General features: G+C 45.4%; 26 protein-coding genes. 19 read left to right on the top strand and 7 right to left on the bottom strand.

The genetic code is table 11. The annotated features are described in order from the left end of the window. Nucleotides 1-70: 70 nt before the first annotated feature. A complete protein-coding gene (locus tag ACOMHB_RS12635; protein ID WP_422137535.1) occupies nucleotides 71-643 on the bottom strand; it encodes a VapC50 family PIN domain-containing toxin in 573 nt (190 codons plus the stop codon). Continuing rightward, nucleotides 643-1,101 carry a helix-turn-helix domain-containing protein gene (locus ACOMHB_RS12630; RefSeq protein WP_257279627.1) on the bottom strand — a complete coding sequence of 153 codons (459 nt, stop codon included), beginning with the start codon at nucleotides 1,099-1,101 and terminating at the stop codon, nucleotides 643-645. Before ACOMHB_RS12630 ends, ACOMHB_RS12635 begins: the two co-directional genes overlap by 1 nt. Nucleotides 1,102-1,217: 116 nt before the next feature. Here ACOMHB_RS12630 and traL point away from each other — a divergent pair, with 116 nt between their 5' ends. From traL to ACOMHB_RS12565, 13 genes are all read left to right on the top strand, one after another. Beyond that, the gene (gene traL / locus ACOMHB_RS12625; protein WP_252180164.1) at nucleotides 1,218-1,499 is read left to right on the top strand and encodes a type IV conjugative transfer system protein TraL; all 282 of its coding nucleotides are present in this window, start codon (nucleotides 1,218-1,220) and stop codon (nucleotides 1,497-1,499) included. Further along, on the top strand, nucleotides 1,496-2,050 hold the full coding sequence (locus ACOMHB_RS12620; RefSeq protein ID WP_448216885.1) for a TraE/TraK family type IV conjugative transfer system protein: 555 nt from the start codon (nucleotides 1,496-1,498) through the stop codon (nucleotides 2,048-2,050). The genes traL and ACOMHB_RS12620 overlap by 4 nt, the downstream gene beginning before the upstream one ends. A 26-nt stretch (nucleotides 2,051-2,076) precedes the next feature. Beyond that, nucleotides 2,077-2,844: a hypothetical protein gene (locus ACOMHB_RS12615; RefSeq protein ID WP_448216884.1), complete on the top strand. Its 768-nt coding sequence runs from the start codon at nucleotides 2,077-2,079 to the stop codon at nucleotides 2,842-2,844. Nucleotides 2,845-2,854: 10 nt separating this feature from the next. Then, complete coding sequence (locus ACOMHB_RS12610; protein WP_448216883.1) at nucleotides 2,855-4,015, top strand: TraB/VirB10 family protein; 1,161 nt, start codon at nucleotides 2,855-2,857, stop codon at nucleotides 4,013-4,015. An 18-nt stretch (nucleotides 4,016-4,033) separates the two neighbouring features. Next, the gene (locus tag ACOMHB_RS12605) at nucleotides 4,034-4,429 is read left to right on the top strand and encodes a TraV family lipoprotein (protein WP_448216882.1); all 396 of its coding nucleotides are present in this window, start codon (nucleotides 4,034-4,036) and stop codon (nucleotides 4,427-4,429) included. Between the two features lie 14 nt (nucleotides 4,430-4,443). Further along, a complete protein-coding gene (gene traA / locus ACOMHB_RS12600) occupies nucleotides 4,444-4,782 on the top strand; it encodes a TraA family conjugative transfer protein (protein WP_448216881.1) in 339 nt (112 codons plus the stop codon). 2 nt (nucleotides 4,783-4,784) lie between these two features. Then, nucleotides 4,785-5,981 (top strand): TraI domain-containing protein, encoded by a 1,197-nt coding sequence (locus ACOMHB_RS12595; protein WP_448216880.1) that lies wholly within the window; start codon nucleotides 4,785-4,787, stop codon nucleotides 5,979-5,981. Then, the gene (gene traD / locus ACOMHB_RS12590; RefSeq protein ID WP_448216879.1) at nucleotides 5,971-7,794 is read left to right on the top strand and encodes a conjugative transfer system coupling protein TraD; all 1,824 of its coding nucleotides are present in this window, start codon (nucleotides 5,971-5,973) and stop codon (nucleotides 7,792-7,794) included. Before ACOMHB_RS12595 ends, traD begins: the two co-directional genes overlap by 11 nt. A 114-nt stretch (nucleotides 7,795-7,908) precedes the next feature. Continuing rightward, nucleotides 7,909-8,436, top strand: coding sequence for an IncC plasmid conjugative DNA transfer DtrJ family protein (locus ACOMHB_RS12585; protein WP_448216878.1), 528 nt, complete (start codon nucleotides 7,909-7,911; stop codon nucleotides 8,434-8,436). Between the two features lie 35 nt (nucleotides 8,437-8,471). Beyond that, complete coding sequence (gene traF / locus ACOMHB_RS12580) at nucleotides 8,472-9,284, top strand: conjugal transfer protein TraF (protein WP_448216877.1); 813 nt, start codon at nucleotides 8,472-8,474, stop codon at nucleotides 9,282-9,284. Nucleotides 9,285-9,309: 25 nt separating this feature from the next. Next, the gene (locus ACOMHB_RS12575; RefSeq protein ID WP_448216876.1) at nucleotides 9,310-9,570 is read left to right on the top strand and encodes a pyocin activator PrtN family protein; all 261 of its coding nucleotides are present in this window, start codon (nucleotides 9,310-9,312) and stop codon (nucleotides 9,568-9,570) included. A gap of 115 nt (nucleotides 9,571-9,685) precedes the next feature. Next, entirely contained in the window at nucleotides 9,686-10,462 is a 777-nt protein-coding gene (locus ACOMHB_RS12570; protein WP_448216875.1) for a type IV toxin-antitoxin system AbiEi family antitoxin domain-containing protein, read from the top strand. A gap of 17 nt (nucleotides 10,463-10,479) precedes the next feature. After that, nucleotides 10,480-11,406: a nucleotidyl transferase AbiEii/AbiGii toxin family protein gene (locus tag ACOMHB_RS12565; RefSeq protein WP_448216874.1), complete on the top strand. Its 927-nt coding sequence runs from the start codon at nucleotides 10,480-10,482 to the stop codon at nucleotides 11,404-11,406. A gap of 40 nt (nucleotides 11,407-11,446) precedes the next feature. On the opposite strand, the gene ACOMHB_RS12560 is transcribed toward ACOMHB_RS12565, so the two are convergent. Further along, entirely contained in the window at nucleotides 11,447-12,628 is a 1,182-nt protein-coding gene (locus ACOMHB_RS12560; protein ID WP_448216873.1) for a tyrosine-type recombinase/integrase, read from the bottom strand. Between the two features lie 360 nt (nucleotides 12,629-12,988). Between ACOMHB_RS12560 and ACOMHB_RS12555 the strand changes: the two genes are divergently transcribed. Beyond that, entirely contained in the window at nucleotides 12,989-13,189 is a 201-nt protein-coding gene (locus ACOMHB_RS12555; RefSeq protein WP_448216872.1) for a hypothetical protein, read from the top strand. 338 nt (nucleotides 13,190-13,527) lie between these two features. Next, nucleotides 13,528-15,092, top strand: a protein-coding gene (locus tag ACOMHB_RS12550) for an IS3 family transposase (protein WP_448215008.1) whose coding sequence is annotated in 2 segments (ribosomal slippage) — nucleotides 13,528-13,981 and nucleotides 13,981-15,092 — 1,566 coding nt in all. Because the reading frame shifts where the segments join, the coding sequence is not laid out codon by codon here. A 70-nt stretch (nucleotides 15,093-15,162) separates the two neighbouring features. Here the strand turns inward: ACOMHB_RS12550 and ACOMHB_RS12545 are convergent. Next, complete coding sequence (locus tag ACOMHB_RS12545) at nucleotides 15,163-16,149, bottom strand: transposase (protein WP_448216871.1); 987 nt, start codon at nucleotides 16,147-16,149, stop codon at nucleotides 15,163-15,165. 183 nt (nucleotides 16,150-16,332) lie between these two features. Here ACOMHB_RS12545 and ACOMHB_RS12540 point away from each other — a divergent pair, with 183 nt between their 5' ends. From ACOMHB_RS12540 to ACOMHB_RS12530, 3 genes are all read left to right on the top strand, one after another. Continuing rightward, nucleotides 16,333-16,692, top strand: a complete 360-nt coding sequence (locus ACOMHB_RS12540) for a hypothetical protein (protein ID WP_448216870.1) — start codon at nucleotides 16,333-16,335, stop codon at nucleotides 16,690-16,692. 773 nt (nucleotides 16,693-17,465) lie between these two features. After that, nucleotides 17,466-19,030 (top strand): IS3 family transposase gene (locus ACOMHB_RS12535; RefSeq protein ID WP_448215008.1). Its coding sequence is split into 2 segments (ribosomal slippage): nucleotides 17,466-17,919 and nucleotides 17,919-19,030, totalling 1,566 coding nucleotides; the frame shifts between segments, so codons are not numbered across the junction. A 310-nt stretch (nucleotides 19,031-19,340) separates the two neighbouring features. Further along, nucleotides 19,341-20,057, top strand: a complete 717-nt coding sequence (locus ACOMHB_RS12530) for a hypothetical protein (protein ID WP_448216869.1) — start codon at nucleotides 19,341-19,343, stop codon at nucleotides 20,055-20,057. A 207-nt stretch (nucleotides 20,058-20,264) separates the two neighbouring features. On the opposite strand, the gene ACOMHB_RS12525 is transcribed toward ACOMHB_RS12530, so the two are convergent. Both ACOMHB_RS12525 and ACOMHB_RS12520 read right to left on the bottom strand, forming a co-directional pair. Continuing rightward, nucleotides 20,265-21,500 (bottom strand): lytic polysaccharide monooxygenase, encoded by a 1,236-nt coding sequence (locus ACOMHB_RS12525; RefSeq protein WP_448216868.1) that lies wholly within the window; start codon nucleotides 21,498-21,500, stop codon nucleotides 20,265-20,267. Between the two features lie 183 nt (nucleotides 21,501-21,683). Beyond that, nucleotides 21,684-22,952, bottom strand: coding sequence for a hypothetical protein (locus ACOMHB_RS12520; RefSeq protein ID WP_448216867.1), 1,269 nt, complete (start codon nucleotides 22,950-22,952; stop codon nucleotides 21,684-21,686). Between the two features lie 419 nt (nucleotides 22,953-23,371). Between ACOMHB_RS12520 and ACOMHB_RS12515 the strand changes: the two genes are divergently transcribed. Next, on the top strand, nucleotides 23,372-24,853 hold the full coding sequence (locus tag ACOMHB_RS12515) for a hypothetical protein (protein ID WP_448216866.1): 1,482 nt from the start codon (nucleotides 23,372-23,374) through the stop codon (nucleotides 24,851-24,853). A gap of 37 nt (nucleotides 24,854-24,890) precedes the next feature. On the opposite strand, the gene ACOMHB_RS12510 is transcribed toward ACOMHB_RS12515, so the two are convergent. Continuing rightward, nucleotides 24,891-25,883, bottom strand: coding sequence for a hypothetical protein (locus tag ACOMHB_RS12510; protein ID WP_448216865.1), 993 nt, complete (start codon nucleotides 25,881-25,883; stop codon nucleotides 24,891-24,893). Nucleotides 25,884-26,351: the final 468 nt, after the last annotated feature.

Here is a 26,351-nt window from a genome sequence, read left to right as displayed (position 1 = left end):
AAAGTTTTATATCACCATGTTCAGGATGAGATTTCGACTTCTACCTTGTTTCGGTAAAAAGGCTTACCTCTTACAAAACGAGCTTCATTGACTCTAGCCAGGTGACCGTTTCCGGCAACCTTTGCTTTCTTAGCCTGCTCAGATATTCATCAACCGTCAATGATGGTTTTTTTAAAGCACCTCTCGCCGAGCGGATCACGCCAATGACTTCTGCCGGATGCAGATCAATCAGATCATGAATAAAGCTGTCAGGATGAATAGCCTGAAGTTCATATGGGGTTAGGGCTTCATCAGGAAAGTCTTTCAGGTTATAAGTCACTATGACATCGGCATTAGCGACAATTGCCGCTGCAACAACATGCCGGTCATCCTGATCTGGTAGTTGAACTGAATCAATCAAGTGCTCAAAGCCTTCAACCACTGCATCCCGGACATGAGCGTTCATCAGCTGTCGGGTTTTATTGAGGTAGTTCTCATCAATGTCTGGACGATTGGCTTTCAGATTGCGAGTCCACTCATCATGAATTTTGTCTGTCCACTTGGCGCGAAAAGTGTCTGTTATCGCCAACCTTAACAACACGTCTCTTAACACCGAAGGATAAAGAACACAGGCATCAAAAACAGCAGTAAATTGAGAAGCCATTAATACTCCGGATCGTTCATCTGGGAGAGGGATGACAACTCATCCAAAGCTGAGAGTCGTTTAGCATCTATAGCTGCTTTGTAATCCATTAAATCCTGATACCGGACTCTGCGATGCCGACCAACCTTGTGGTGAGGGATTTCCCCCTCATCCAGCATTCTGACCAGATAAGGCCGGGAAACATTGAGAATATCAGCGGCTTCCTGAGTGGTCAGTTCCGCATGGATCGGGATGATTTTTACCGCATTGCCCTGTCCAAGTTGCGCCAGAATATCAACCAGCAGGCTCAACGCTCTGGTTGGAATCGACAACGCATGCTTTTCCCCATCCTTAGAGCTGATATCAATTTGCTGAGATTTAGCACCCGTCTCAAGAAAGGCTGAAATTTCCCGGCTGCACTCTTGTGCAATCGCAATCTCTTCAGCAGTAGGCAGAGTCAGTTTGTCTTTTGTAGTCATAGGTATTCCCTGATCGAATATTTACTAAGTTTTTTCCTTAACTGCAGTTTAATCGAAATAAACGAAATAGCAATAAACGAAATATTCGAACAAACCCGAACTTTCTGAGAGACATCATGGAAATCCCCCGCACCATCAACGACCCCATCCAGTTCCTGTTCTGGTCTCTGGATGAAATCTACCCCGTAGCCGTCGGCCTGATCTGGGGTATCTGGTTTGACCAGCTGCTGCTGGGCATGTTTCTGGGCTGGATGGCGATTCGTGTCTATCGCCGGTTTCGGGATCGTCACCCCGACGGCCACCTGAGCCACCGGCTTTACTGGCTGGGCTTTTATTTTGTAAAAGCCAGAACCTTGCCCAACCCTTATGTTCGGGTCTTTTACCCTTCCCGAAAATGACCATTCAAGACTATCTGCGTCGTTTGAAGCAATGGCGTCAGCAGCTCTGCGTGGACAGACTGATGCTGCTGGTACTGGTGCTGACGAATGCACTGCTGCTGATCCACTGCCTGAGTCGCAAACCGGCTGTTGAGCTGACTTTGCCATTGATGGATGGGCAGATCGTCATTCACTCCGGTGAGGCTTCGCAGATCTATTACGAATGGTGGGGGCTGTCTCTGGCTGAATTGCTGGGCAATCTCAATCCACAGAATCTGTCGTTTGTTGAATCCAGGCTGCAAAGTCTGCTTTCACCTAATCTGCACCGGCAAGTCCATGAAACATTGAATCGGCAGTTCCACCAGTTACGGGAAGACAATGTTTCCCTGAGCTTTGAGCCATTGCAGCTTGACTTTGATGAAAACACTCATGAGGTCAGAGTGACGGGGAACAGTGCTCTCTCATCAGGCCATCAGCGCATGTCTGGGCAGAAAACCTTTACCTTTCAGTTCAGTCTGATCCGTTATCGCCCTGTGCTTGCTGTCATCCAGATTGAATCTGATCTCAAGTAACCCTTCCTTTATTCAGAGATTCCTCTATGAACAAAACGCTTTTTGTTGCTGTCTGTTTTTACTGTTCATTGACTCTGGCAGCTGCACCAGTCAAGTTGCAGGTATCACCGGGTCAACAGCAACCCATAACCCTGAGTCGTCTACACCTGAATCGAATTGTCACGCCTTTTGCCGCTCCCCAGATTCGAACTATTGATCAGGCTGATATTCGGATTGAAGGTTCAGTGATTTATCTCTCTTCGCAGCAAGAAAAACCTTTTGTCGTCTACATCACTCCTCATGATAATGAGTCTCATGCCCTTTCTTTGCTGGTAACACCACTGGATGTTCCTCCCAAAGAAATCCAACTGTCACTATCAAAACAATGGCAGCAAAAAATCAGCCATAACAAGGCATTAGCAAAACGATTCGAAGAAGCCTCGGACTATCAGCAGGCTATCACGGAAGTGCTTGCTGCGCTGGTGAAGGGACAAATACCGGAAGGTTATGAACTGAGCGTTTTGCATCAATCTGATATTCAGCATTGCGAGCAGGACGGCCTGATGTTTGATTTTTCCAAAGGCCAGCAGGTTCAGGGGCATCACTTCAGCATTCTGATAGGTACTGCCCGAAATAACACCGAAAAACCGCTTACATTCCATGAAAAAAACTGTCAGGGCAGCCACACTGCCGCTGTCGCAATGTGGCCAAATAACACCCTGCATCCTGGCCAGCGAAGAGAGGTGTTTATTCTTCTGAATACGCCTGATTATGAATCTGCTCCCATATTGCGCCCTTCCCTGCTGACCAAATAATCATCAAGCAATGAACACCATCAACCATTATTTAACACCAAGAATAAAGCGTTATGGCATTGTGCTGGGTACCGCAGTGGTTCTGGTCACCCTGATTTTTACAACCAGTAAACGGCAGGATTCAGACATTACTAAAACTCCGGAGCAAACCACCTCCTCTGTGGACTTTACCGGAGTGCCACCGAAAGAGTTAACTCTGAACCGTATCAGTGGTGATCTGGAACGCATCCATCAGCAACAAAAAGCTTTGCATGAAGCGTATCAGCAAGAAATGGAGAGGTTGCAACAGGAAATTAGCCAGCTGAAGAAGCCCGATCAACCCACACTCTCTGTTCCTGAACCTCCGCTACCAGAGTCTGTTCCGGATGTATTGCAGTGGAATCATTACAGTCAATCACCAACAACCCAATACAACGAAACTGATTACTATGACACACCTCCTCAACCACCCAGACCTATCCGGGTATTAGGAACTACCAACCCTCAGGCAGTCACCCTAAATTCAAAACCAGAGGATAAACCAAAGCTTTTGCGCTTACCGGCCGGAAGTCTGCTATCCGGCCAGTTAATCACCGGGCTGGATGTTCCGACAGGGCAAGGCGCAAGACGTGAACCTTATCCTGTCCTTATCCGCATCAAAGCTTCTGCCATTTTGCCCAATCGCTATCGCACTAACGTCAGGGAGTGCTTTGTTCTGGCATCAGGCTATGGCGATCTGAGTTCCGAGCGGGCTTATCTTCGCAGTGAAACCCTGTCGTGCATCCTCAAATACAACGACAAGGAAGAAGTGATTGAACGACCTTTAGAAGGTTATATCGCCGGAGAAGATGGCAAAGCCGGATTACGTGGCAGGCTGGTCAGTAAACAGGGGCAGGTTATGGCCAAGGCGGCTATGGCAGGCTTTCTCAGCGGTATCAGTGAGGCCTTTGATACCAAACCCGTCCCAGTCTTGTCTGTAATCCCCAACCAGAACGGCCAGATTCAGTCTCCTTTTCAGTCTGGCTTAAAGGGCAGCCAAGCTCTGCAAAGCTCTTTGATTAAGGGCAGTAACAAAGCATTGGAAAAGCTGGCAGATTTTTACCTGCAGCTGGCTGACCAGATGGTGCCCGTCATTGAAATCAGCGCCGAACGTAAGGTGGACCTGATTCTCACCCGTGGTCTTAAGAACTAATCTTTCGAGGCTTTTTCTATGTGTAAACACGATACCAGAGCATTGCTTCTGATGGTTTCGCTGGTACCTGTTATTCAGGGCTGCTCACTGTTTGGTGTTGGTGAAGCTGAGTATGCCTGCCCGGAACCCGGCAAAGGCGTATGTAAATCGGCAAGACAGGTCTATCAGGATACCGGTTCAACGTCTGCTGAAAACCTGTTTCCTTCAGCTCCCAAAAACTATTCAGAACCCGATCTTCGTTTTGTAACGCCCGAAGCGATACCCAACCGCACACCCGCTCAAATCCTGAAAATCTGGATTGCACCCTGGGTTGACAAGCGGGGCAACTGGCACAGCGGCGGAGTTGTGATGACCGATATCGCACCAAGAGACTGGCAGTCTGCCATTCCCGTCTATTCACCGTCTAATGATTAATGGAGTCACTGAAGATGTATGTACTGCCTGCTGATAGACCACAACTTGTTATGAAGCTGCAGAAACTGATGGTGTCCCTGGCACCACTGATCATGCTTTCTTTACTACCACAGGAGCTGCAGGCGGCCAATCCTGTCAATGTGACAGGTTCCACTGACTTTGCGGAAATTTATGGTCGTTTGGTGGGTTGGATCAAGGGAGACCTGGGGCGAACACTGTCTATCTCTTTTGTCCTGATCGGACTGGCCTACGGCATGGCTCGAAACTCATTAATCGGCTTTGCTACCGGGGTGGGGGCCGCTGTCGGATTGCAGGTCACTCCCACCATTATTAATTCCATTTTCGGGCTTTAACCATGTCCACCTCAAAGGCTTTAGCCATTATCAATCAATGGTTACACCCGCATCACGCTGATGAAAAAATCCTATTACCAATCAATCTTCCAGAAGCTGATCAGTCTATACAACCAGGTTCAGGTTGCGCTGGGTATCAGGTGAGCACAGGAACAATCCTGCATCAGCAACAAAAGCTTTTGGAACAGTTAAACGAGCAGCTGAATTTGCCAGCAGACCTGCAGCGCATGTTTGACCAAACACTGGATAATCTCACCAACTGGCTCCATCTCTTACCTACTCATCCTCAGCACCACTGTGAACCAGCAGGCGCGATCCGCCATGCTCTGGAAACGGCCTTCTGGTCCGTCACAGCCATGCAGCAGATTCACAGAGACCACGACTTGTATCCAGATCAACGCAGAGCGAGGGAACCGCTATGGCGGTTAATGGCAGGGATCGCCGGACTTTTATATGACAGTGGGAGAATGACCTCTTGTCTTGTTGTTCAAACATCATCCGCAGAGCAATCAGCAGAGCAATGGCCAGCGTTCCAGCAACCTCTTGGAAGCTGGTTGCAACAACACCGCATTAGCCATTACTCACCCCATTGGAAACAGTGTGATACCGATCCCGGGAAACCATTAAGACCAGAATATACGGCCATCAATCTGTTACTTTTGCCGCTGCTGACTCCTCAGGCATTCCGCAATGCCCTGCAACCCGACAACAGTAATGGTGCTCTCTGGCAGACTTTTATCGGTGCGCTTACCGGACAAAAAAGCGGCCATGGCGTATCGCAAATCATCGATGCCGTTGAGCTGGCACGTCTGAAAAGCATCAAATTGCATTTCGAAAATGCGGAGGCGCTTAACCAGATCACAAAACCGTCCAAAACTGAGGATCAGCCAACAGAGGAAAAGGATAATGAACTCGGTTGGCTTGAGCTGGTTATAGGTAACCTCCACGCAGAGGATATCAAATGGGCGAAAGACAGCCTTCTGCTGCCTTGGCCTGATGCGGTCAAATCCAGGGAAACTCCAGAACCGGATATTCTGCTCAAACAATGGAACCAGAGAGGTTGGATCAGACCTGTTGGCAATCAGATTATTTTTCGACGTAATGGCCGACTGGTCATTGCTCTGCAACCTGTCATTTCCGAACAGTGCAAACAATGGTTGCCAACAAAAAACATCACGGGGACACAGCATGATCAGTGATCGCCCATATCTGCAAAACTGGCGACCCATTTATGAGTTGAGTTCTTCTGCCGTATGGTTCTCCGCCATGATTACAGCCTATACCTTATCGTTTTTCAGTTCACTGCCACTGATTGGTTTTGTCCTGACCTCTGCTTCCTGCGGAGTCATGATGTTCATTCGGCTGAGACAGGCTTTGCCAAGATGGCAACAGCATCGGCGGCTTAAGGGGAAAAAGCTGGCTCTGTTAAAGCTAACGGGAAAAAAATGCCATTCATTGCAAACAAAGAATCAGAAGCAAGGAGTCTGGTTAGGCTGGGGCTTTGAATGGCAACGGCTCCATGGACAAAGAGCCTGGGACTTATTACGAAGTGATAACCTGCCAGCCAAATCAGAAAAAAACATGGGAGCAGGCTGGATTCACGGTATGGAAGAACATGAGGAGCCGTTATATCAGCCTCTTGAACAGGCTCAGATGCATACCATGGTGATCGGTGTCCCGGGCAGCGGTAAAACCCGACTCTTTGATTTGTTGGTGACACAAGCCGTATTACGCAATGAGCCCGTTATTATCGTCGACCCAAAAGGCGACCATGATCTTGCCAGCCATACCCTCAGAAGTTGCGAGCTGTCAGGCAATCAATACCGGTTTATGAAGTTCCATCCGGGCTTTCCTGCCAATTCCATTCGTATCAACCTGCTACAGAACTTCAACCGTTCCAGCGAGCTGGCCAGCCGGATTTCTGGATTGATGCCTTCCGGTGGTGATAATGCACCCTTTCAGGCTTTTGCCCAAAAAGCCGTTGATGCCGTAGTTCAGGGCTATCTGCTCTGTGGTCAGCGCCCTACCCTTGTCATGATTCGTCAGGGACTGGAAGGTGGCGTCACCAGACTGCTAATCAGAGCGCTCACTATTGTCTGTACACGACACCTGGCTCAGGCAGCAGATATCATTCGGGCGAAGGAAGTTAAGGGCAAAAATAAAGCCGAAGCCGAGGCACGACGCTGGATAGAGTTCTATCGGGATAAGGTCATGCCTGAAACGCCCTGCACCGACGTGGAAGGACTGATCTCACTGTTTGAACATGATCGAGCCCACTATGGAAAAATGATTGCAACCTTACTGCCTGCCCTGGGAATGCTGACAGGAGGCCCACTGACCCGACTGCTATCACCCGATCCCACCGATACAGACGACCTGCGCCCCTGTACCCATACCGCCAGCCTGATTGAGCAAAACAAGGTGATGTATTTTGGGCTCGATTCCCTGTCTGATCCCATGGTCGGCAAAGCTATCGGACAGTTGCTATTGGCAGACCTGGCAGCCGTGGCGGGGGATCGTTATAACTACGCAGATAGCAACGACAAACCCATCAACCTGTTTGTCGATGAAGCCGCAGAAGTGCTTTGCCCTCAACTTCTGTCCCTGCTTAACAAAGGCCGGGGGGCTCAATTCCGGTTATACGTCGCTACCCAGACGCTGGCTGACTTTGAAGCTCAGTTAGGCTCGAAAGCGGCTGCCCAACAGTTTATAGACAACTGCAATCACCTTGTCTGCCTGAGAACACAAAACCCCGACACCCAGAAATTTATCACCGATAAACTGCCACCGGTTCGTTACCGCTACTTTATCCGTAATCAGGGCATCAGCACCGACGCTAACCGCCCTATGGAATTCACCGGCAACCTCAGTGAACAGCAATTAGAAGAAACCGGAGACTTGTTTCCGCCGCAACTGCTTGGTGAGCTGCCCAATCTGGAATGCGTTGCACGATTGGGCGGAGGACGTTTATTGAAAGGAAGAATCCCGATTCTTTGCTCCCCAAAATCCTGAACCTTTGATTCCATCTTTCTTATGACAACTTCTCAAAAACAAACCAGCCCCGTTGCAATCTGGTGTTTTGGAATCGGTCTGATACTGCTTTGGTTGGTGTTTTCGGACCAAAACATGAACCAGTACCTGTACAAAGAGCAGCAACAATATGCTCAAAGGCTGGGGCAGGAGAACGCTGTATGGATTATACGAACAGGCGACCAATTATATGCAGCCACCATTATGAAATCGGGTATTCAGCGCTTTCTTTTGGAACATACGACTACAGATCGAAACTCGGGTGAAGGGTTGGCAAAGGCCATGGAGCTCATTCAGGGTGTGGTTAAGAGCTTGCTTAGTCTGATACGACAGCTGTTCTATCGAATCTCCGTATTGCTGGCTTGCCTGCCATTCTGGGGCGTAATGTTTATTGCAGCTATTCTCGACGGCCTTTTGATCCGAAAAATCCGTTATCACGATTTTCACTATACCAGTCCATTGCAAAACCTCTGGAGCCGACGGGCATCAAAATGGATTCCGGGTTTATTTCTTTATCTAATCATCATCCCTCTGCCGGTTCCAGTATTGCTGATTCCTGCCGCCGCCTGGCTGGCTGCACTATGTCTGGGATGGTGGACAGCCAACTGGCAGAAGAAAGTCTGATGCCCTTCGTTCTGCTATTAGTCGGAATATGTTCAGTGACTGCTTCAGCTGAACAACAATGGTTTAGTCGCCACTCCGAAGGCTGGTTCTGGTATGAGCAGATTGCCGAGCCAGAAACCGACGAGAATGTAGCCAACGATCAAACCAAAAGACACCAGCCACTCACAACCGCATGGATCAGAGATAATATCGGTCAATACCTGGACAAAGCCATCGACCTTCCCAGTAGAGAAAACGTGAGTAAATACCTCTATCTCGACAGGCTGATAAAAGAAAAAGCAGAACGGTTTGCCTATGTTGGTAAACAAATCATCGAAAGCGACCCCATGCTGGATGAAAATGTCCGTCGACCAATCTCTCCGGCAGCGGCAAAAATCAAAGATGATATGGCTCATAAGGCCAGGGAAATTATTTTGAGAAAAGTTGCCCGGATAGCCGGCCTGGTTTTCTACTACCGGGGCAGCTGCAGACTTTGCCATATTCAGGCCAGGACAGTGCAGCTCCTGAGCATGGAATACGACTTTGAACTGATCACCATCTCTACCGATGGACAGTTGATACCAGCATTCCCAAACAGTCGAATAGAAAGGTCGCCACCTGCATCTCTGAATATTGCCACATACCCTGCACTGTTTCTTATGCAGCCTCCTGACAACATCGTTCTTATACGACAAGGCTCCACATCTTTGACTGCCCTGACGGAACGTATTGTTGATGTTGCCTATCAACAAGGCTGGATCAATAAAGATGACTTCCAGAAAACCAGAATCACCAATGAAACCTGGGATAAAGGTTTGCTAACTGAAAAAATAAATCTATTTAGCAAGCCTCACTTTAACCCTCACTAATACCCAATGTCATAGTCTGAATATTATGAATACTGAACTGATGCTCTTTGCCAAGTACGAGAAACCTTACGTCCGCCTCGAAGAGGTATGTGACGAGTTTTTTGGTTTATGTGAGAAAAAAGCCAAAGCAGCGGCAGCTTCCCAACAACTACCTGTACCGGTAGTGCGACTGACTGAAAGTAGGAAGTCGCCGATGATGATTCGGTTGTCAGACTTGGCCAAATATCTTGATAATCGGCATCAAACCTATAGCAGTACTTGGGAAAAGGTTAGAGGAGTACGTTGATCAAAACAGCACAGTTTATGATATTTAATATATTGACACCTTAGGTATTAATATCTGCATTTAGACAAACCTGTCTGTTTGGCATAAGATATAAATTAACACCTTGGGTATTAATATGTCATCTAAAATAAACTGGCTGATAAACCATACCTCTCCGGGTTCTCTGGTGCTCCAACAATGGCTGACGGAGAACGGTATCCGTTATTCTCTAGCCCAGAAATATGCCAAAAGCGGCTGGTTGAAGAGACTCAGCTCTGGTGTCTACTATCGTCCGGAACCCAGTGGCAAGATCAAACCTGACTGGCCGGACGCATTGCAGGCTCTTACTCAACAGTTACAGTTGCCAATACACCTTGCAGGGCTTAGCAGTTTGACTCACCAGGGGCTTAGCCATTATCTGCAACTGAATTCAGAACAGGTCTGGGTTGGGACCAGAAGCAAGCAAATCCTGCCCAAATGGTTTCGGGAGTTTTCCGAACAGCCCTGGTTATATACTGGTAACCAAAAGCTTTGTGAACTAACTGACAAAGATTTCACTACAGTAACCGTAAAAGGAAAGGAACTCAGAGCCAGTCGCCCAGAACTCGCAGCTTATGAAGTGGTCGATGCTATCGGGAAAAATATTCGTTTTGAACACGTCGCCGAATTATTTCAGGGTTTAGTTAACTTGAGCCCAAGAAAAGTGCAGTCACTTCTTAATCGCAGTAGTGCTGTTCAGACCAACCGCATATTTCTCTTTCTGAGTGATTACTATGGCCATCAATGGTTTGGCCGTCTTGATGAATCTCAAATACAACTCGGTTCAGGTAAACGTCAAGTAGTGACTAACGGTCGATTCGACGAGCGTTACCAGATCACTGTTCCTCAATCTCTACACTATCCTGCATCGTAAAAGAAGATCAGACTAAAATGGACAAAAAATCCGTTTATTACCAACAGCTGTCCCTGTTGATCCAAATGCTGCCAGTTGTGGCAACCGAGCCTGTCTTCGCCCTGAAAGGCGGAACAGCCATCAATTTGTTTGTTCAGAATTTTCCTCGACTTTCTGTAGACATTGACCTTGCCTACCTTCCTCTCGAACCATGGGATGAAGCACTGAAAAATGTTCGCTCAGCACTCGAACGTATAGCTGAGCGGATTAATACGCAGCCTTCAACCAGTGCAGTGCTTCAGGACAACCGACAAGACGAATTAAGAATTATTGTTACTACAGAATCCGTAACCATCAAAATCGAAGTCTCTCCTGTTGCCCGGGGTACACTGCATGACCCAGAGTTGCTGCCTGTGGTTGAGTCAGTAGAGGATGGATTTGGCTATGCTGAAATACCTGTTGTCAGTCAGGCCGATTTATATGGAGGAAAGCTTTGTGCTGCTATGGATCGCCAGCACCCACGAGACTTGTATGATGTACAGCGAATACTAAATGCAGGTGGAATTTCCAGAGAGATATTTACTGGCTTTCTAACCTACACACTGAGCCATCCACGCCCAATACATGAAGTCATGTCACCACGCTGGAAAGAGTTGGAGCAAACGTTTTACGATGAGTTTGCCGGTATGACGAACGAACCAGTGGAATTGAACGAACTAATAGAAACCCGTTCTCGTATGGTGGCAGCCTTGCAAGCTCACTTCACCGAGAGAGACCAGGATTTTCTATTATCTTTCAAACGAGGCAAGCCAGACTGGACACTGTTTGACGAGCCTTCTGCTGCAGAACTTCCCGCTATCCGCTGGAAGCTAAAGAATATTCAGCGGTTGTCAAAAAACAAAGACAAGCATCAGCAGCAGCTTGAAAAACTGGAGAATACACTGAAGCAGTGGCTACAGGTTTAGAAAGTATGCGCTGACCACAGCAGGCAGAACTTTAAGTTTCTTACTCCGTTCCCCATGAAAGCGACATCGAAACCTTGAGCAACTGCCTGTTCACCAGCTCATTTTCAGCCCAGTAATTATTTTCTATTCTCTTGCACTGCCCCCATAAATCCGGTGGCTCTTTGTGCAAGAGGTGAGTATAGCGCCGCAGATGCTCCCAGGTTTTATGACCACTACGAAGTGCCACTTCAGGAATCGACATATTTTGCTCAAACAGCCTTGATACACCTTCGTGCCGAAAGGAATGAAACCGGATATCTGGAAACCCAAGCTCTTTCGTCCAATAGGAAAAGCGCACAGCGATAGATTTTGCCTTATAAGGAAATATCCGGTCTTCCCCCTCGAACTTTGGCTGCCTCTCAATAATTTCAAGACACTCAACAGGTATGGGCACTTTTTGATGGTTCCCGAATTTATTGTTGGGGTCTTTCCTGTCTTCAATGATCACAAGCCCATGCTCCATATCGAGCTGACTGTACTTGATGCTACAAACCTCTCCCTCACGAAAGGTGCTGTATATGCTGAACATCATGATGTGATGGTGAGGTATGGTTCCAGTAGGTTTGTTATAACCAGCCAGTAGTACCTGATATAGCTGAAGTATCTGTTCCTCAGTAGGCCATATGTCGTGCCGTCGGGATTTTCCCACCAATCCGAGCTTCCAAAGCTCCTTCATCACTTCATCATTAATAAAACTCTTGAAGTAAATTCCTACCCTCTTTTGCCAGCTGACGGCACGCCTCAGTACAGAGACATATAAATGATTGGTCGATGGAGTAACCGTCTCCAGTCGTTCATCGAGGATTTTGATTAAATCCTGCTCGGTAATTTCATTTGACCTCTTCTCTGCCAGCCAGCTTTTCTCCCAAAATTTGATCGCCTGCATATCCCGATAGCTGATCTGCTTTTCTTCTGGCAGGGTACCCTGTTTTAGCCTGTAATGTTCAAGGTAAGATTTCAGGGTAATATCGCCGGTTCGAGACTGAGCCGCCTCGTACTTTGGTTCCTCTTTTTCCGCTTCTCTCAGCATTTCCTTTTCAACCTGTTTTGCCCAGGCACGTCCTGACGGCTTGTCCGGAAATGTCATCTGTTCTTTGGCTACGAAATGCTTTTTCATGACCTGAACGATGAACTTGTAAACAGTGCCTTTCTTCCGCTTTCGGGTGTCGCAATAGATACTCATCAGCATTACCTTTCAAGCAAGTTTTTGGGAGTAAATTTGGGAGTAAATGCTGATGAATTATAGGTGTTTCAAGGGGTTTTATAGTTCTCAACGGTAATCAGAATTGCAGTAAAACAAGAGGTTAGAGTGACAGGAAGGGGCGCTTAACGTGATGTGGTATGAATTTCACACCGATCATTTTGATGAAGAGACCGGGGAGCCAATCAATAAGGATTGATGCTGGTCTTTGGGAGCGATTATTTACTCTCAAACTCAATCCTTGATTTCTGAACATGCTCAATAAGAAACTACAATTTCGAACCATCCACTGAAGTCTGATTCAGTTGCCAGGGAGAAAACGCCACTCTACTGCAAAAAGCAGTGAGTGGCGTTTTTGGAGAACCAAAAAACAAGAACCGGAAAAACAGGGAAACCAAGACAAGAAAAATAAACATAGAAAAACAGAGAAAAACAGCAGAGAAACAGAGTGAGAAAAATAGGACATCCACAAAAGAAAAAGAGAAAAATAGGACATCCACAAAAATGAAAAAAATAGGACATCCATTAAAAGGAAAAAAATAGGACAGAAAAACAGGACATCCATTAAAAAAAGAAGAAAAAAAATAGGAAAAAAAAATAGAAAAAAGAAAAAAAATAGGACATCCATTAAAAGGAAAAAAATAGGATATCCGCATAAGATATAAATACAGTCCACAAACTGCGAGCCTAGCAGCCCATCAAACCCTGACAGCCAGTCAAAATCATCGTTTGTCATAACAAACGACAAGCGAAACACTCAAAAGAGAAAAAAGTCAGAAATAGCAAGGCTTCCCATATGACAGGGGCCCGCTGTGTCAGGATAGTTGTCCCGCTCACTGATTAACCAATAAAAGCTAGACAGTGGGCGATGGACGTTGAATATGCCTCGTTTTTCAGAGGAACGTAAATCAGCTGTTTTGAAAAAACTGTTACCACCACACAATCGCTCTGTGCCGGATGTTGCCAGAGAGGAAGGTATCAGCGAACAAACCCTGTATAATTGGCGTAAAAAACTACGGGACAAAGGATTACCTGTGCCAGGGAACGAACAAAAATCAGAACAATGGTCTGCTGAAAGCAAGTTTGCCGTGGTCGTCGAAACCGCTGCTTTGTCAGAAACAGAGTTAAGTGAATACTGCCGTAAAAAAGGGCTTTATCCTCAACAAGTCAAGGAGTGGAAGCACGCTTGTATTTCAGGTGCTGTTCAGGCTTCTCAGCGTGCAGACCAGGAAAGCAAGCAATTAAAACAAGAGCGTAAGCGCAATCAGAGCCTTGAAAAAGAGCTTCGCCGTAAAGACAAGGCGTTGGCAGAAGCTGCAGCCCTGCTGGTGCTATCAAAAAAGCTCGATGCCTTCTACGGGATAGACAGCGAGGACAACTGACACCTGTCGATAAGCGCCGCCAACTGCTGACATGGTTTGATGAGGCTATAGCAAACGGCGCTTCTCGCTGGAAGGCTGCTGAACAATTGGAAATATCCCTGAAAACACTGAATCGCTGGCGCGATGACAATGGTGCAGTGTTAACGGACAAACGCCCGGATGCCTTGCGCCCGGTACCCTCTAACAAACTGACTGAGGAAGAGGAGCAACGTATTCTGACTATCAGTAATGAAGATGAGTATGCGAGCCTGCCACCATCGCAGATCGTGCCAGCCCTTGCAGACAAGGGAGTATACGTTGCTTCTGAATCTAGCTTTTACCGTGTGTTGAAAAAGTATGGTCAGTTGCACCACCGCGGTCGTTCAAGAAAGCGATCGAAAAGCAACAAGCCGACAACCTATGTTGCTACTGGCCCTAACCAGGTCTGGTGTTGGGACATCAGTTACATACCTTCCAGGGTACGCGGCCAGTTCTGGTACCTCTACCTGATACTGGACGTTTACAGTCGTAAGATTGTTGGTTGGGAGATTCATAGCCGTGAGTCTGGTGAGTTAGCCAGTGAACTGATTAACCGGACAATGGTGGCTGAAAAATGCACTAAAACACCGCTTGTACTGCACTCAGACAATGGGGCTCCAATGACGTCGAGTACCTTTAAGGCCAAGCTTGAGGAATTGGGCATTATTCCCTCTCATAGTCGCCCAAGGGTGAGTAACGATAACGCATTTGCAGAATCGATCTTTAAAACGGTGAAGTACTGTCCTCAGTGGCCATCTCAAGGTTTTCTGACGTTAGAACACAGTCGACAGTGGATGCTGAAGTTTGAGCGCTTTTATAACAATGAACACCGCCATAGCTCAATCCGCTTTGTGACACCTGCGCAACGGCATGAGAAAAGAGATCAGGAAATCCTGAATCACCGGAAACAGGTGTATACCAAAGCGCGAGAAGCTAATCCAACGCGCTGGTCAGGAGTTATCAGAAACTGGGAGCCTGTAGGTGCGGTTGCACTGAATCCTGAGCGGTTGTCTGAAGCAAGAATTAACGAGAAAAAGGCAGCCTAAAATTCAGTTTTCGGGACAACTATCTTGAAAAACTCCGGGGGCAACAAACAACAACGGAAAAGTCGGGCAATCAGCTTACGCCATTAAATAAACGACTACAGGTAAACAATCCCTGTACCCATTGCTGCCCCATTTCCTGAGCAAAATTTTTCATGACTTCCAGCCTGCCCACTGCCCGATAGAAGCGGTTATTCAATCTCATGGTTTTGAGCCATTCATTTGAATCAATTTCCAGTCGGGTCAGAATGGGTGGGATATCTGAAGGGATTGAACCTTTCTTATCTGATCGAACTGCACGCCCACTCCAGTCAACCAGCTCAAGATAATCGTGAAGAATATAAGGCAATGCCTTAGCCGGATTTTGCCCCTGTGATCGGAAAGGCATAAGGGTGATTGGCTGCTTTCGGGTATTAGAACCTGCCACATTTTCTATTCGTTCCTGTATCGACGTGTAGTCTGATCCTTCTGGAGTTTCCGCCATTTCAGCACGGAGCGGATTCAGGTCAACATAGACCATGCAGGTCAACAACGCTGCCTCATCTAACAACGCCTGACTTTTAAACCGCCCTTCCCAGAAGCGACCTTTGCAGCCATCTTCCTGGTTAGCCTCACGGGCAAGATATTCGTTCAGGCAACGCATGAACCAGCTGATATTCGTTAAACGATTTCGATACTCTTCAACAAATTCATCCAAACGAGCCAGCTCCGAATGACTCAACTGGTCAGCAGCAAAATATCTCTGAACCAGGAGCGGCCCTGTGAAAAGCCTTGTCCATCGACTCAAAATTTCATCTCGTGTCCACTCTCTGGCAGGCTTCTGATTGATATGCAAAACCACATGATAGTGATTCGACATAACCGCATAGGCGCAGACCTCTATAGAAAAGATTGAAACCAGTTCCCTGAGCTTATCTACAACCCACTGCCGACGGTGCTCGTAGTTTTTGCCCGTTAAATGATCCTCTCCGCACAAATATGCTCTGCGTACGCATCGAGCTATACAGTGATAATAAGGCGTGCAACCTGGGTCGATCAGAGAACTTCGCGCACGGGTCATAATCTCTCCTGCCAGAACTAAAAATCAGCGACAGGGAACAAAGTTAGACGAGCTGGCTTGTTTGTCAAATATAAGGATGTCTTATAATCAGTGATAGTGGCACACCAGTAACTGGCTATCTTAGAAGGATGATCTATAAAGAAGGTGTTTATAGGTAGTTTTTCATTTTAGGAAGGCATTTTGATGCATATGTTTAAAGCTACTGGAGTACTGCTACTAATTTTAGTTATATCTGTTAAAGCCAAATCTGACCCTCTGGAAATATACTCACACTACGGCTATGAAATAAATCCAACTCTTGTGTATTTGGTTATAAGCTATCCTTTCATTCACGGTCTTCTTGAGCATCTGTACGCACTATCAGATAACTTTATCTTTGCACTAATGCAGCTGGTTTACAGAAGTTCATCAGATGCTGTCGATGAAAGAAACATGATTAATATGGAAAGAAGGCTAGCCACTACATTAGATCGTGATAAAACTGTCAATTACTTCAAAGAGCGCTTATACAAAAATAAGTGGTGGGCTAAAAAAAAACTATAGCCACCTGAATCGGGTAGCTGGATGTCTCTACTCTCCAGCCCCCAAGCACATCGACATTCGGGTCCGCACCGGGGTAGGTTCATCGAGGATGGTTAAAGCTGATCCATAAGCCCTCCAGAGAAACAAGCCCAAGGTTTGCAAGACAAGAAAAGTGTCGTTCAATGCCTCACTGTACAAGGTAGATGTCGCTTCGGCAATTCTACAGGCTATGGAAAATCTCAGAGAGCAATACAGCCGTGTTGTTGACGGTTAAGCTTATGAGACTCCTGCCAATCAGGTGCAGCCAAAAGTCATCATTGAAGACTTTTGGCTGCGGCCATTTTTTTTGAACCACCAAGGGTGTTCTTGTCTGTTGAATGGCGATCGCTGATGAGAGAGCTCCTGGTGGATGTGCCTGCAGATACGTCGATTTCAGCAAATACTCTGAGCTCTTTTATGCAGTTGGATTTAGCTAAGTAGAATTCTGAATATGAGCTAGTACATTGGATGTCCCACATATGCTTCCCACATATGCTTTTCCCACATATGCTTTTCCCACATATGCTTTTCCCACATATGCTTTTCCCACATATGCTTTTGAAGACTCTTGGCTGCGGCCATTTTTTTGAACCACCAGAATGTTCTTGTCTGTTGAATGACGATTGATGATGAGAGAGCTCCTGGTGGATGTGCTGACGGATACGTCGATTTCAGCGAATCCCGCTGTGTCAGGATAGTTGTCCCGCTCACTGATTAACCAATAAAAGCTAGACAGTGGGCGATGGACGTTGAATATGCCTCGTTTTTCAGAGGAACGTAAATCAGCTGTTTTGAAAAAACTGTTACCACCACACAATCGCTCTGTGCCGGATGTTGCCAGAGAGGAAGGTATCAGCGAACAAACCCTGTATAATTGGCGTAAAAAACTACGGGACAAAGGATTACCTGTGCCAGGGAACGAACAAAAATCAGAACAATGGTCTGCTGAAAGCAAGTTTGCCGTGGTCGTCGAAACCGCTGCTTTGTCAGAAACAGAGTTAAGTGAATACTGCCGTAAAAAAGGGCTTTATCCTCAACAAGTCAAGGAGTGGAAGCACGCTTGTATTTCAGGTGCTGTTCAGGCTTCTCAGCGTGCAGACCAGGAAAGCAAGCAATTAAAACAAGAGCGTAAGCGCAATCAGAGCCTTGAAAAAGAGCTTCGCCGTAAAGACAAGGCGTTGGCAGAAGCTGCAGCCCTGCTGGTGCTATCAAAAAAGCTCGATGCCTTCTACGGGATAGACAGCGAGGACAACTGACACCTGTCGATAAGCGCCGCCAACTGCTGACATGGTTTGATGAGGCTATAGCAAACGGCGCTTCTCGCTGGAAGGCTGCTGAACAATTGGAAATATCCCTGAAAACACTGAATCGCTGGCGCGATGACAATGGTGCAGTGTTAACGGACAAACGCCCGGATGCCTTGCGCCCGGTACCCTCTAACAAACTGACTGAGGAAGAGGAGCAACGTATTCTGACTATCAGTAATGAAGATGAGTATGCGAGCCTGCCACCATCGCAGATCGTGCCAGCCCTTGCAGACAAGGGAGTATACGTTGCTTCTGAATCTAGCTTTTACCGTGTGTTGAAAAAGTATGGTCAGTTGCACCACCGCGGTCGTTCAAGAAAGCGATCGAAAAGCAACAAGCCGACAACCTATGTTGCTACTGGCCCTAACCAGGTCTGGTGTTGGGACATCAGTTACATACCTTCCAGGGTACGCGGCCAGTTCTGGTACCTCTACCTGATACTGGACGTTTACAGTCGTAAGATTGTTGGTTGGGAGATTCATAGCCGTGAGTCTGGTGAGTTAGCCAGTGAACTGATTAACCGGACAATGGTGGCTGAAAAATGCACTAAAACACCGCTTGTACTGCACTCAGACAATGGGGCTCCAATGACGTCGAGTACCTTTAAGGCCAAGCTTGAGGAATTGGGCATTATTCCCTCTCATAGTCGCCCAAGGGTGAGTAACGATAACGCATTTGCAGAATCGATCTTTAAAACGGTGAAGTACTGTCCTCAGTGGCCATCTCAAGGTTTTCTGACGTTAGAACACAGTCGACAGTGGATGCTGAAGTTTGAGCGCTTTTATAACAATGAACACCGCCATAGCTCAATCCGCTTTGTGACACCTGCGCAACGGCATGAGAAAAGAGATCAGGAAATCCTGAATCACCGGAAACAGGTGTATACCAAAGCGCGAGAAGCTAATCCAACGCGCTGGTCAGGAGTTATCAGAAACTGGGAGCCTGTAGGTGCGGTTGCACTGAATCCTGAGCGGTTGTCTGAAGCAAGAATTAACGAGAAAAAGGCAGCCTAAAATTCAGTTTTCGGGACAACTATCTTGAAAAACTCCGGAATACTCTAACAGTTGGATTTAGCTCAGTAGAACTCTTAATATGAGCTAATATATTGGATGTCCTATATACTATATATGCTCATATATGTACTATATATGTAATGAATGGATGTCAGTCAGAATTCGCTGTGAATTTTCTGGGGTTTTCTGACAGGCACTATATATGCCCCTATATATGCCCATGAACAGAGCCACATCGTCATATAGCAATATGACAAAAATCAATTCTTGTATAATGTTCTATGTGATAAGTAATAGCGAGGATGAAATCATGAAATCAATCATCTCCTTTTTAATTTCTCTGCTGCTATTTTTTTCGTTTTCTTTGTTTGCTGATTCTTTTGTATTCGACAATCCGGATGAATACACTATAGAAGTATTTGATGGAGATTCACTCATATACGACCAGCATGATAGAAGCATTTATCTTGATCGAAATCCTAAAACCAATTACTTCATAGTAAGAGTAGACAAGTTCACAACTCCTATAAATCTGGTATTAAACACTTCTTTAAATGATCAGTTCTATACAGGAGGTTGTAATTATAGCTTTACACTAAGTAAAAAAAATGGATGGGCTTTTGAGGGCAGTGATTTTCCTTGCACAAAAAGCCAGGACCATTTAAAAGGTGATGCTCCTTTATTTATCATCCGAAATGATTCGAGTGACCTAAGTGATCCAACTAAAAAAGGAATCAATGTCTACCCAGCAATTGCCGCAACTAAAAACGGTTTTACCGCTGATAACCAACGAGGGTTTCTCTATCCAGGAGACACCAGACCTATTACTGAAGACAATATCATATTAATAAACTTAGGTATAAAACGTGGTTCAAATATACAATTAGGATTTTTTGATCCTGGCATTCCTGGCTATATAGGTTGTGGGGATGATGTAATGCCTTATACCGGTCGATATACATTCACACTGACAAAAGATAAAAAGTGTATCATTGCAAAAAATATTAACCAGGTAAAAGCTGACTGATTATTGGAATGTTTAAAAATGGGAGTCTCAGTAATTTAGCTGTCTTCCGGTTGCACACCATATACAGCTAAACATAGGCTCCCATCTTTTAATCTGTATATTCTGTTGACATCAATTGCCATTTTTGATGGCCACCGGGTTGATAGCTACAAGGTTTTCTCAAAACTGTCAACAGGTCAGGCAAAAGCCCGACCTGAATCAACGGACTTACTTTTTCATCCAGGCCTCGGACCAGTGCAAACCGGTTCCCGGAGCGTAATACAAAGCAGACTGATTACACCAACCAGAGTAAGGGAAAGGCTTGCACTGATAGATCTCGCCATCTGTGCCAAGGACAACTGAACCAGGCTGATAGCTACCTTTACCTTCCGGATACTTATATTCGTAATTCGGTGTCGGAGAGGGTGTGGGAACGTTATCTGCTTTTATGACGGAAGTGGATGCAGAGTGTTTAGTGTCAGGAGCCCAGATACGATTGCTGAACAGGTTGTCTTCATCATACATCAAATGATTCATCTCCTGATGCCAGATACCAATGAAGCCTTTACCCTGATTGCGATCATTCACCTTCAGTGCCAACTCTGTGGTCCAGAGGTTAAAGTCGGCATTGCTGCTGGTAATGGCAATCTGCTCATCCGCCACTTCTTTACCTGTGCCGTCAAAGAGTCGGAAGCGGACCCTGTCACCAGCTTCAGCAATATCGTGCCCGGTACTCACATAGGTTCCAACATTCACCAGCTCAGGTGAAGGATCCGGATCTGGAGAAGGTGTTGGAGCTGGTGTCACCCCATCACTGCTGAAAGCAATGTCAGAACAGTTATAGAAGCCTTCTCCTGCAGGGTCAGCGCGTTGCCACCGCACATAAAGAATACCGGTACCGCTTCTTCCTTCGGGAATATTGATATCCATCTCGAAATACCCGTTCACTACGGGCAGGTCATCATGGCTGTTGATCAATTCGAGATCGGACCAGTGCAACCTTTGTAGGGAAGAATCAAATCCGGGTCTGGTCAAATAAATTCGCCAATAGCTGGGGTTGTGAGGTGCAGTTGCCCTGAATCTCAGTGTGTGTGTACCGGCAGACAATTCAGTCTTCTGCCACTGCGAGGAAGGAATATCCATGCCCGCTTTGGCGGCAGAGCCAGCACTGCAAAGACTACCATCTGTCACAACCGACCTGACAGCTGCGTTGTTATTATAATCAATAACATTGGCTGCAAACTCATTCTTCTGAACAAAAGGGTATGTACCAGACTCCAGAAACGCAGCACGACAAGCTGCATTGGGAATCGTGGAGCCATCCTGATTACCCCAGTAACCCCCATCATCAGCACAGATTGTCTGCCTTGCTTTGGGAAATTCAGTCCAGCCATGACCAATAGCCATACTGGAAAACACTGCAGTGGCCAGCGATGCCAGCCCGACAAAAGAAGTTTTTATCATTTTTATTCTCATCTTTATTTTCTACCCAGACAAAAGCCATGGGATATAAATACGACTTTCAAATACTAATATTAAGACGATGACAATAAAACTTGCGAATAATACCTACTGAGAATTATTGTCAATACAGAATCCGCAACCATCAAAATAAAGTGATGCTGACCCTATTTTGGCCATGTCATTCTACCTCTCACTCTGAACCTCTCTCTCCAAAACAGACAGTTCACAGGTATCAGAATTATAGAGAAAAACATCCAGTTCAAGTCCTAACTTTTTTTTCACTAAGTTCCGGAACAACTTACAGTCTTCTGAAATATAATTAACAATGAGACTCGATAAACCTGCCTCAGTATTTTTTCCATATTTTTTTTCATATGATGATAAATTAACGACCATTCCAACAATGGATTTTTTCGAGTATGAAATAATAAGTTCGTTTTCTAGAGGGCATTTTTCCGAGTTATACTTTAGATCCAATGAATCTTGCAGTGCAGAAATGGACTCCTTTTTAAATTCATGACTCCCCGTTACCGTTCGGTAGTACCCTCCAAAACTGGTTTCCAGCTCAAAGTATTTTGCTTTTTTGGCTTGTTCATTTTTTAAAAAAAAGTTTAAGTCGAAGGCTTTCTCGGGTATTGAAACCCGAAGATCCTGACCTGTAAGCCTCGAGTAAATATTCTGTAGCGCAAAGTTAAAGTATGTGTTCAACATTAAAGAAACAGCTTCTGATCCGGCATACTCTTGATCTATTACCTTAAAGAGCTCATCTTTTACAAATTCATGCTTGTTTAAACTCCACTTACAAAATTCGCCTTGATTATCCAGTAATTGTGTATACACATCTTTCGAATATATAGCCTTTACTTCGCACTTATCACGCTCAAGAAGAAAACCAATATCTCTGAATAACTCAATTGGAACATTGGGGGACATATAGCTTACTGATGACACTTGAATGCATTTTCTATGTTTTAGCTCATCCACCTCTAAACGTACTCTGTCATAGCCTGAACGCAGACCACCTTTTCTGATGACGAATCGTTTGGGATTTTCAAGCATTTTGGCAATAAGTTTTCCTTCCTTGAAGGCCTTTATAACTTTACTTTGTTTGCAAGCATTACTGTTACCAGGCAGCTTATCAGGCTTATCCACAGACATTGCAGATGGCTGTAATAAGGCAGCTTGATCTTGAAACCATTCTGAATCAGGCTGTGTGGGTAAAATTTGATCAACTCTACTTTTATGCGAAGGAAAACTATGCTGCCTTGCAACAGAATATTCTTCTAATTTTCTTCTTGTCCTCAAGATTTCCGGTTTGAATTCATCATCATCTTTAAGGACAAGGTTTTTAGGAGAAGGATCGACTGTCACAGGAGAATATGCACTTCCATCTCTCGTTTGAGGCAGCGCCATAGTTGATGCAGTTAATACTGGGTTGATAGTTGAATCCATGATTAAGCCCTTTCTTGATAAAATGAATGTTTAGAGCCCTAGTCTTCAAGAAAAGTTCATAACAGCAACGACAGCACCCCTAACAAAATCCCTCAGAGACTGCCCGGTCACCTCGCTGGACCGCCAGAATCGAGCCTTTTTTGGCGTCTGACTGACAAATCTTTTGCACTGCATGTCACAATTCTGTGACCATGATTAAGTCATGACTGCCCAGAGCAGAGAGTATTTCGACAATTCTTTTACCAGGCCCCTTGACTGAAGCTGTGCGATAAACTCCGAATGGTAACTCCAGACTCCATGAACAAAAGCTTCTGGAGCAGAGATATGCTTTAACAGAGAGCAGAGATTAGAAATACTTACCAATGACGCCTATTGTTCACATTTATACTTAAGTAGTACTTCAGTAGGTTATTTTTATCATGACTTCAATTTTTTATTTACCTCAATTCCGGAGAATAAAAAGCAGAAAAATACTTCTCTGTGTCCTGCTGTCTTTTTTTTTGCCCGCCGCTTTTTCTGCCTGGGAGTTTAAATATTCTCATAGCCTTACGAAATACTGCAATGAAGCAGGCACCAAACTGAAGGAGGACAGTCCTTATCAGTATTTCCTGTGCATCTCAAAAAAAAAGAACAAAGCATCTACGGTTTCAAAAGCTGTGAGCCAGGTCATGCCTGTTCCGATGGTGGCTGTTCCAATGAGCCCACCGAGCGAACAACCAGGCTCTGATGACCCTGAAATTTATTCGGGCTATACCGAAATTGTTATAACCAATACACTTGCCGCAACACCAACTTCTTCGTCTTTAACTGTTTTAGGCGCCATTAGTCTCAATAAAAGTCATGTGGCCGTTAGTGAAAGCGAGTTACCCACACAGGCTCCCCCTATAGCAATAAAAAATGCCTTAGAAACTTTCAGGCAATCCACTGTCTTTAGCGCAAATCCTGATGGAACTCCAATCTACTTTACAACTTCGGCTGTTCAGATGAACGCTGAAAGAGCCAGAACTATTCATGAAGAGATAGGAAAAATAGTAAAACACCTGGATGATCTTGATGAACTAAACGAAGAAATTCCACATTGGATCAGGAGAGTCTGGTTAATGATCCGAAGTTACTATCCGACTTTCACTCGATTCAGCCCTGCAGGGGCATTATTTGTTTCAATATTTTCACCGCTCTACACAAAGCCACTGGAAAACACTTTTACTGACTATATAGAACAACCTTCTTATAACTTCACAGGCTGCCGTGTTTTTGTCATTATCAACACTGAAAGGTTAATAAGGGATATGTACCAACAGGGCGTATTAATTTTTGATCCTAAAAATGGTTTTCCGCTATTGACCAGCGCCAATACGGTGAGAGAATTTGCTTTATCAGCCAACAAATCTGTGCACTCATTTAAGACTAAAGGCGAGTTCATTAGCTTTTCAGACAACTCACTCCAGTGTCAGTGCCCCATTTGCAGCAAAACAGGAAGGCATGCGGCCAGTGCATTTGGAGGCTGTCTGGTTGATGGAATAGTATTACCCAATGTCCTTTTCGTTAATGTCATAGATGAAGTGCGTAATCGACTTGACTCACCTATCGGCAATATATCAGAGATTGAAATGTATGTTCATAACATCTCTGACCCCCGCTTATTAGACCGACCTCTAAAAACCAGGCTCTATAATTTTGTAAATTTCAGTTCTTTTGATGACACGAATGAAAAATTCTTTGGGCGGCACTCCCCGTGCCAATGTGAAAGCTGTCCGAATGTACCGACTAAAGAGTCGGAAGCCTCTGCAGTTTTAGTGACTTTTATTGTGAACGGATTAGTCTTTGTTGCTGCAACAGCAATGGCTATAGCCTTCAACAATGGCCTGAGACGTGTAATCATACATGCCAGAGAACGGTAATCTAGGTACTCAACCATACGAAATCATATTTTCTGACTCATTGTTCAGGAGAATCAATCCCAAAATGATCATCAGGCAGAAGCCACTGAAGCTGGTCATCCGATACGGGTGGTCCAGAGTTTAAATTGTCTGTATGACCCAAAGTGCTTTGCATTCCTTCCAACAGCAATCCGAGGTCACTCTCGTTGACTATCATCATGCCCATTCCATAATTAGTGAACAAAGTGACCGTTTGATCATCATTTAAAGCAAGCAAAATCCAGATGTCAGAGTGAGGTTCTGGTAATTGATAGGACGAGGTTCCATCTGATATATAAAAACGTCCCAGAAAGTTCCATCGTCCCTCTTGCAGGAATCTTAAAATCCAATCCTGCGGTTGCAGATACATCATAGTCCAACCCTGCGGATTGAGATATTGAGTAAGCCACTTCCATCTCCATGAACTTGTCATGTCAAGCACCGAGGATGGAACAACACAGGACTCAATATAAGAGCCAAATGTCATGTGCTCAGGAACAAAAAGATTGTCAATACTTTTCTCATCTCCCCTATCATAATCCAGTAAATAGCCATGCAATCGTTTGGCCAGACTATCATCCTCTTCCTGACCGGCCTGCTGTTGCCGCAGTATAATGTAATAGAGATAAACGAAAAAACGTTTTTCATTCCTCAGTTGCTTCCAGTCATAGCTCGTTAGTTCTGCTTTTATTCCGATGGACAGCCAGCCAATTCTGATAAAGAAGGTTTTCTCAAGCCGATCTAAATCAATATCGGTGATCCCACCTGCCTCCATAAGGGCGAAAAAAATTGTCAGATCTTCCGGACTAAACAAGCTGGCATAGCCTTCACTATCTCCCCCGGGAAGGTTTCGGTGAATATGTCGCTGCATCAATTCAGATCTTTCTCTGAATGCTTGTATTTCATTGCTCAACCTCTCATTCAGCATGACTGGCTGACCTGTTAAACAGTTATTCGCAACGCTCAGTATATTTGCGTTCATTATGCTATTGTCGTCTGTTTTATCATTCAATAGCTCTACCAGCAATTCGCAGAACCCTTGCAAACCCAGACTTGACGTGTCAGAACTTGTTTCTGAACATCTGGCGCAAACGCCACCCACTGCCCCGAGGCTTGACAAATGTTGGCAGTCAGGACAACTGGCGTTAACCTTTGGCACAGACAGCGATAAAGTTACTAATAGTAATGCAGTGAAAAGTCGCAGCATACAAAGATGCTTAAATAGTCCTGCAGTTTCTCTCCAGGGCCGATTGTTAATGTTCGATTCAGATTGCACTTTATTGTCTCTATTGACCGGTTGAATAAACGGAAGAGTTTTAAGATTCCTGCCACGCTGGTTTGCAGTAAGAACCAGGCAAGGCAGACATGATAAATAATAACAACGATTTCCAATGGTCGCTCAAAGTTATCAGCGCATTATAAAGCTCAGATGTGTTTTACGTGATGACAGCATAGTGAACTAGGACTTATGCGCCGCTTT

The sequence above is a fragment of the Endozoicomonas sp. 2B-B genome, from assembly GCF_053470045.1.
The sequence above is the reverse complement of the archived record's forward strand: the minus strand, read 5'-3'. Positions and strand labels throughout refer to the sequence as shown.

What these genes read in the sequence shown, in the direction of transcription:
- ACOMHB_RS12635 (WP_422137535.1), bottom strand. Translation starts at nt 643, where the DNA reads ATGGCTTCTCAATTTACTGCTGTTTTTGATGCCTGTGTTCTTTATCCT.
- ACOMHB_RS12630 (WP_257279627.1), bottom strand. Translation starts at nt 1,101, where the DNA reads ATGACTACAAAAGACAAACTGACTCTGCCTACTGCTGAAGAGATTGCG.
- traL (WP_252180164.1), top strand. Translation starts at nt 1,218, where the DNA reads ATGGAAATCCCCCGCACCATCAACGACCCCATCCAGTTCCTGTTCTGG.
- ACOMHB_RS12620 (WP_448216885.1), top strand. Translation starts at nt 1,496, where the DNA reads ATGACCATTCAAGACTATCTGCGTCGTTTGAAGCAATGGCGTCAGCAG.
- ACOMHB_RS12615 (WP_448216884.1), top strand. Translation starts at nt 2,077, where the DNA reads ATGAACAAAACGCTTTTTGTTGCTGTCTGTTTTTACTGTTCATTGACT.
- ACOMHB_RS12610 (WP_448216883.1), top strand. Translation starts at nt 2,855, where the DNA reads ATGAACACCATCAACCATTATTTAACACCAAGAATAAAGCGTTATGGC.
- ACOMHB_RS12605 (WP_448216882.1), top strand. Translation starts at nt 4,034, where the DNA reads ATGTGTAAACACGATACCAGAGCATTGCTTCTGATGGTTTCGCTGGTA.
- traA (WP_448216881.1), top strand. Translation starts at nt 4,444, where the DNA reads ATGTATGTACTGCCTGCTGATAGACCACAACTTGTTATGAAGCTGCAG.
- ACOMHB_RS12595 (WP_448216880.1), top strand. Translation starts at nt 4,785, where the DNA reads ATGTCCACCTCAAAGGCTTTAGCCATTATCAATCAATGGTTACACCCG.
- traD (WP_448216879.1), top strand. Translation starts at nt 5,971, where the DNA reads ATGATCAGTGATCGCCCATATCTGCAAAACTGGCGACCCATTTATGAG.
- ACOMHB_RS12585 (WP_448216878.1), top strand. Translation starts at nt 7,909, where the DNA reads ATGAACCAGTACCTGTACAAAGAGCAGCAACAATATGCTCAAAGGCTG.
- ACOMHB_RS12575 (WP_448216876.1), top strand. Translation starts at nt 9,310, where the DNA reads ATGAATACTGAACTGATGCTCTTTGCCAAGTACGAGAAACCTTACGTC.
- ACOMHB_RS12570 (WP_448216875.1), top strand. Translation starts at nt 9,686, where the DNA reads ATGTCATCTAAAATAAACTGGCTGATAAACCATACCTCTCCGGGTTCT.
- ACOMHB_RS12565 (WP_448216874.1), top strand. Translation starts at nt 10,480, where the DNA reads ATGGACAAAAAATCCGTTTATTACCAACAGCTGTCCCTGTTGATCCAA.
- ACOMHB_RS12560 (WP_448216873.1), bottom strand. Translation starts at nt 12,628, where the DNA reads ATGAGTATCTATTGCGACACCCGAAAGCGGAAGAAAGGCACTGTTTAC.
- ACOMHB_RS12545 (WP_448216871.1), bottom strand. Translation starts at nt 16,149, where the DNA reads ATGACCCGTGCGCGAAGTTCTCTGATCGACCCAGGTTGCACGCCTTAT.
- ACOMHB_RS12540 (WP_448216870.1), top strand. Translation starts at nt 16,333, where the DNA reads ATGCATATGTTTAAAGCTACTGGAGTACTGCTACTAATTTTAGTTATA.
- ACOMHB_RS12530 (WP_448216869.1), top strand. Translation starts at nt 19,341, where the DNA reads ATGAAATCAATCATCTCCTTTTTAATTTCTCTGCTGCTATTTTTTTCG.
- ACOMHB_RS12525 (WP_448216868.1), bottom strand. Translation starts at nt 21,500, where the DNA reads ATGATAAAAACTTCTTTTGTCGGGCTGGCATCGCTGGCCACTGCAGTG.
- ACOMHB_RS12520 (WP_448216867.1), bottom strand. Translation starts at nt 22,952, where the DNA reads ATGGATTCAACTATCAACCCAGTATTAACTGCATCAACTATGGCGCTG.
- ACOMHB_RS12515 (WP_448216866.1), top strand. Translation starts at nt 23,372, where the DNA reads ATGACTTCAATTTTTTATTTACCTCAATTCCGGAGAATAAAAAGCAGA.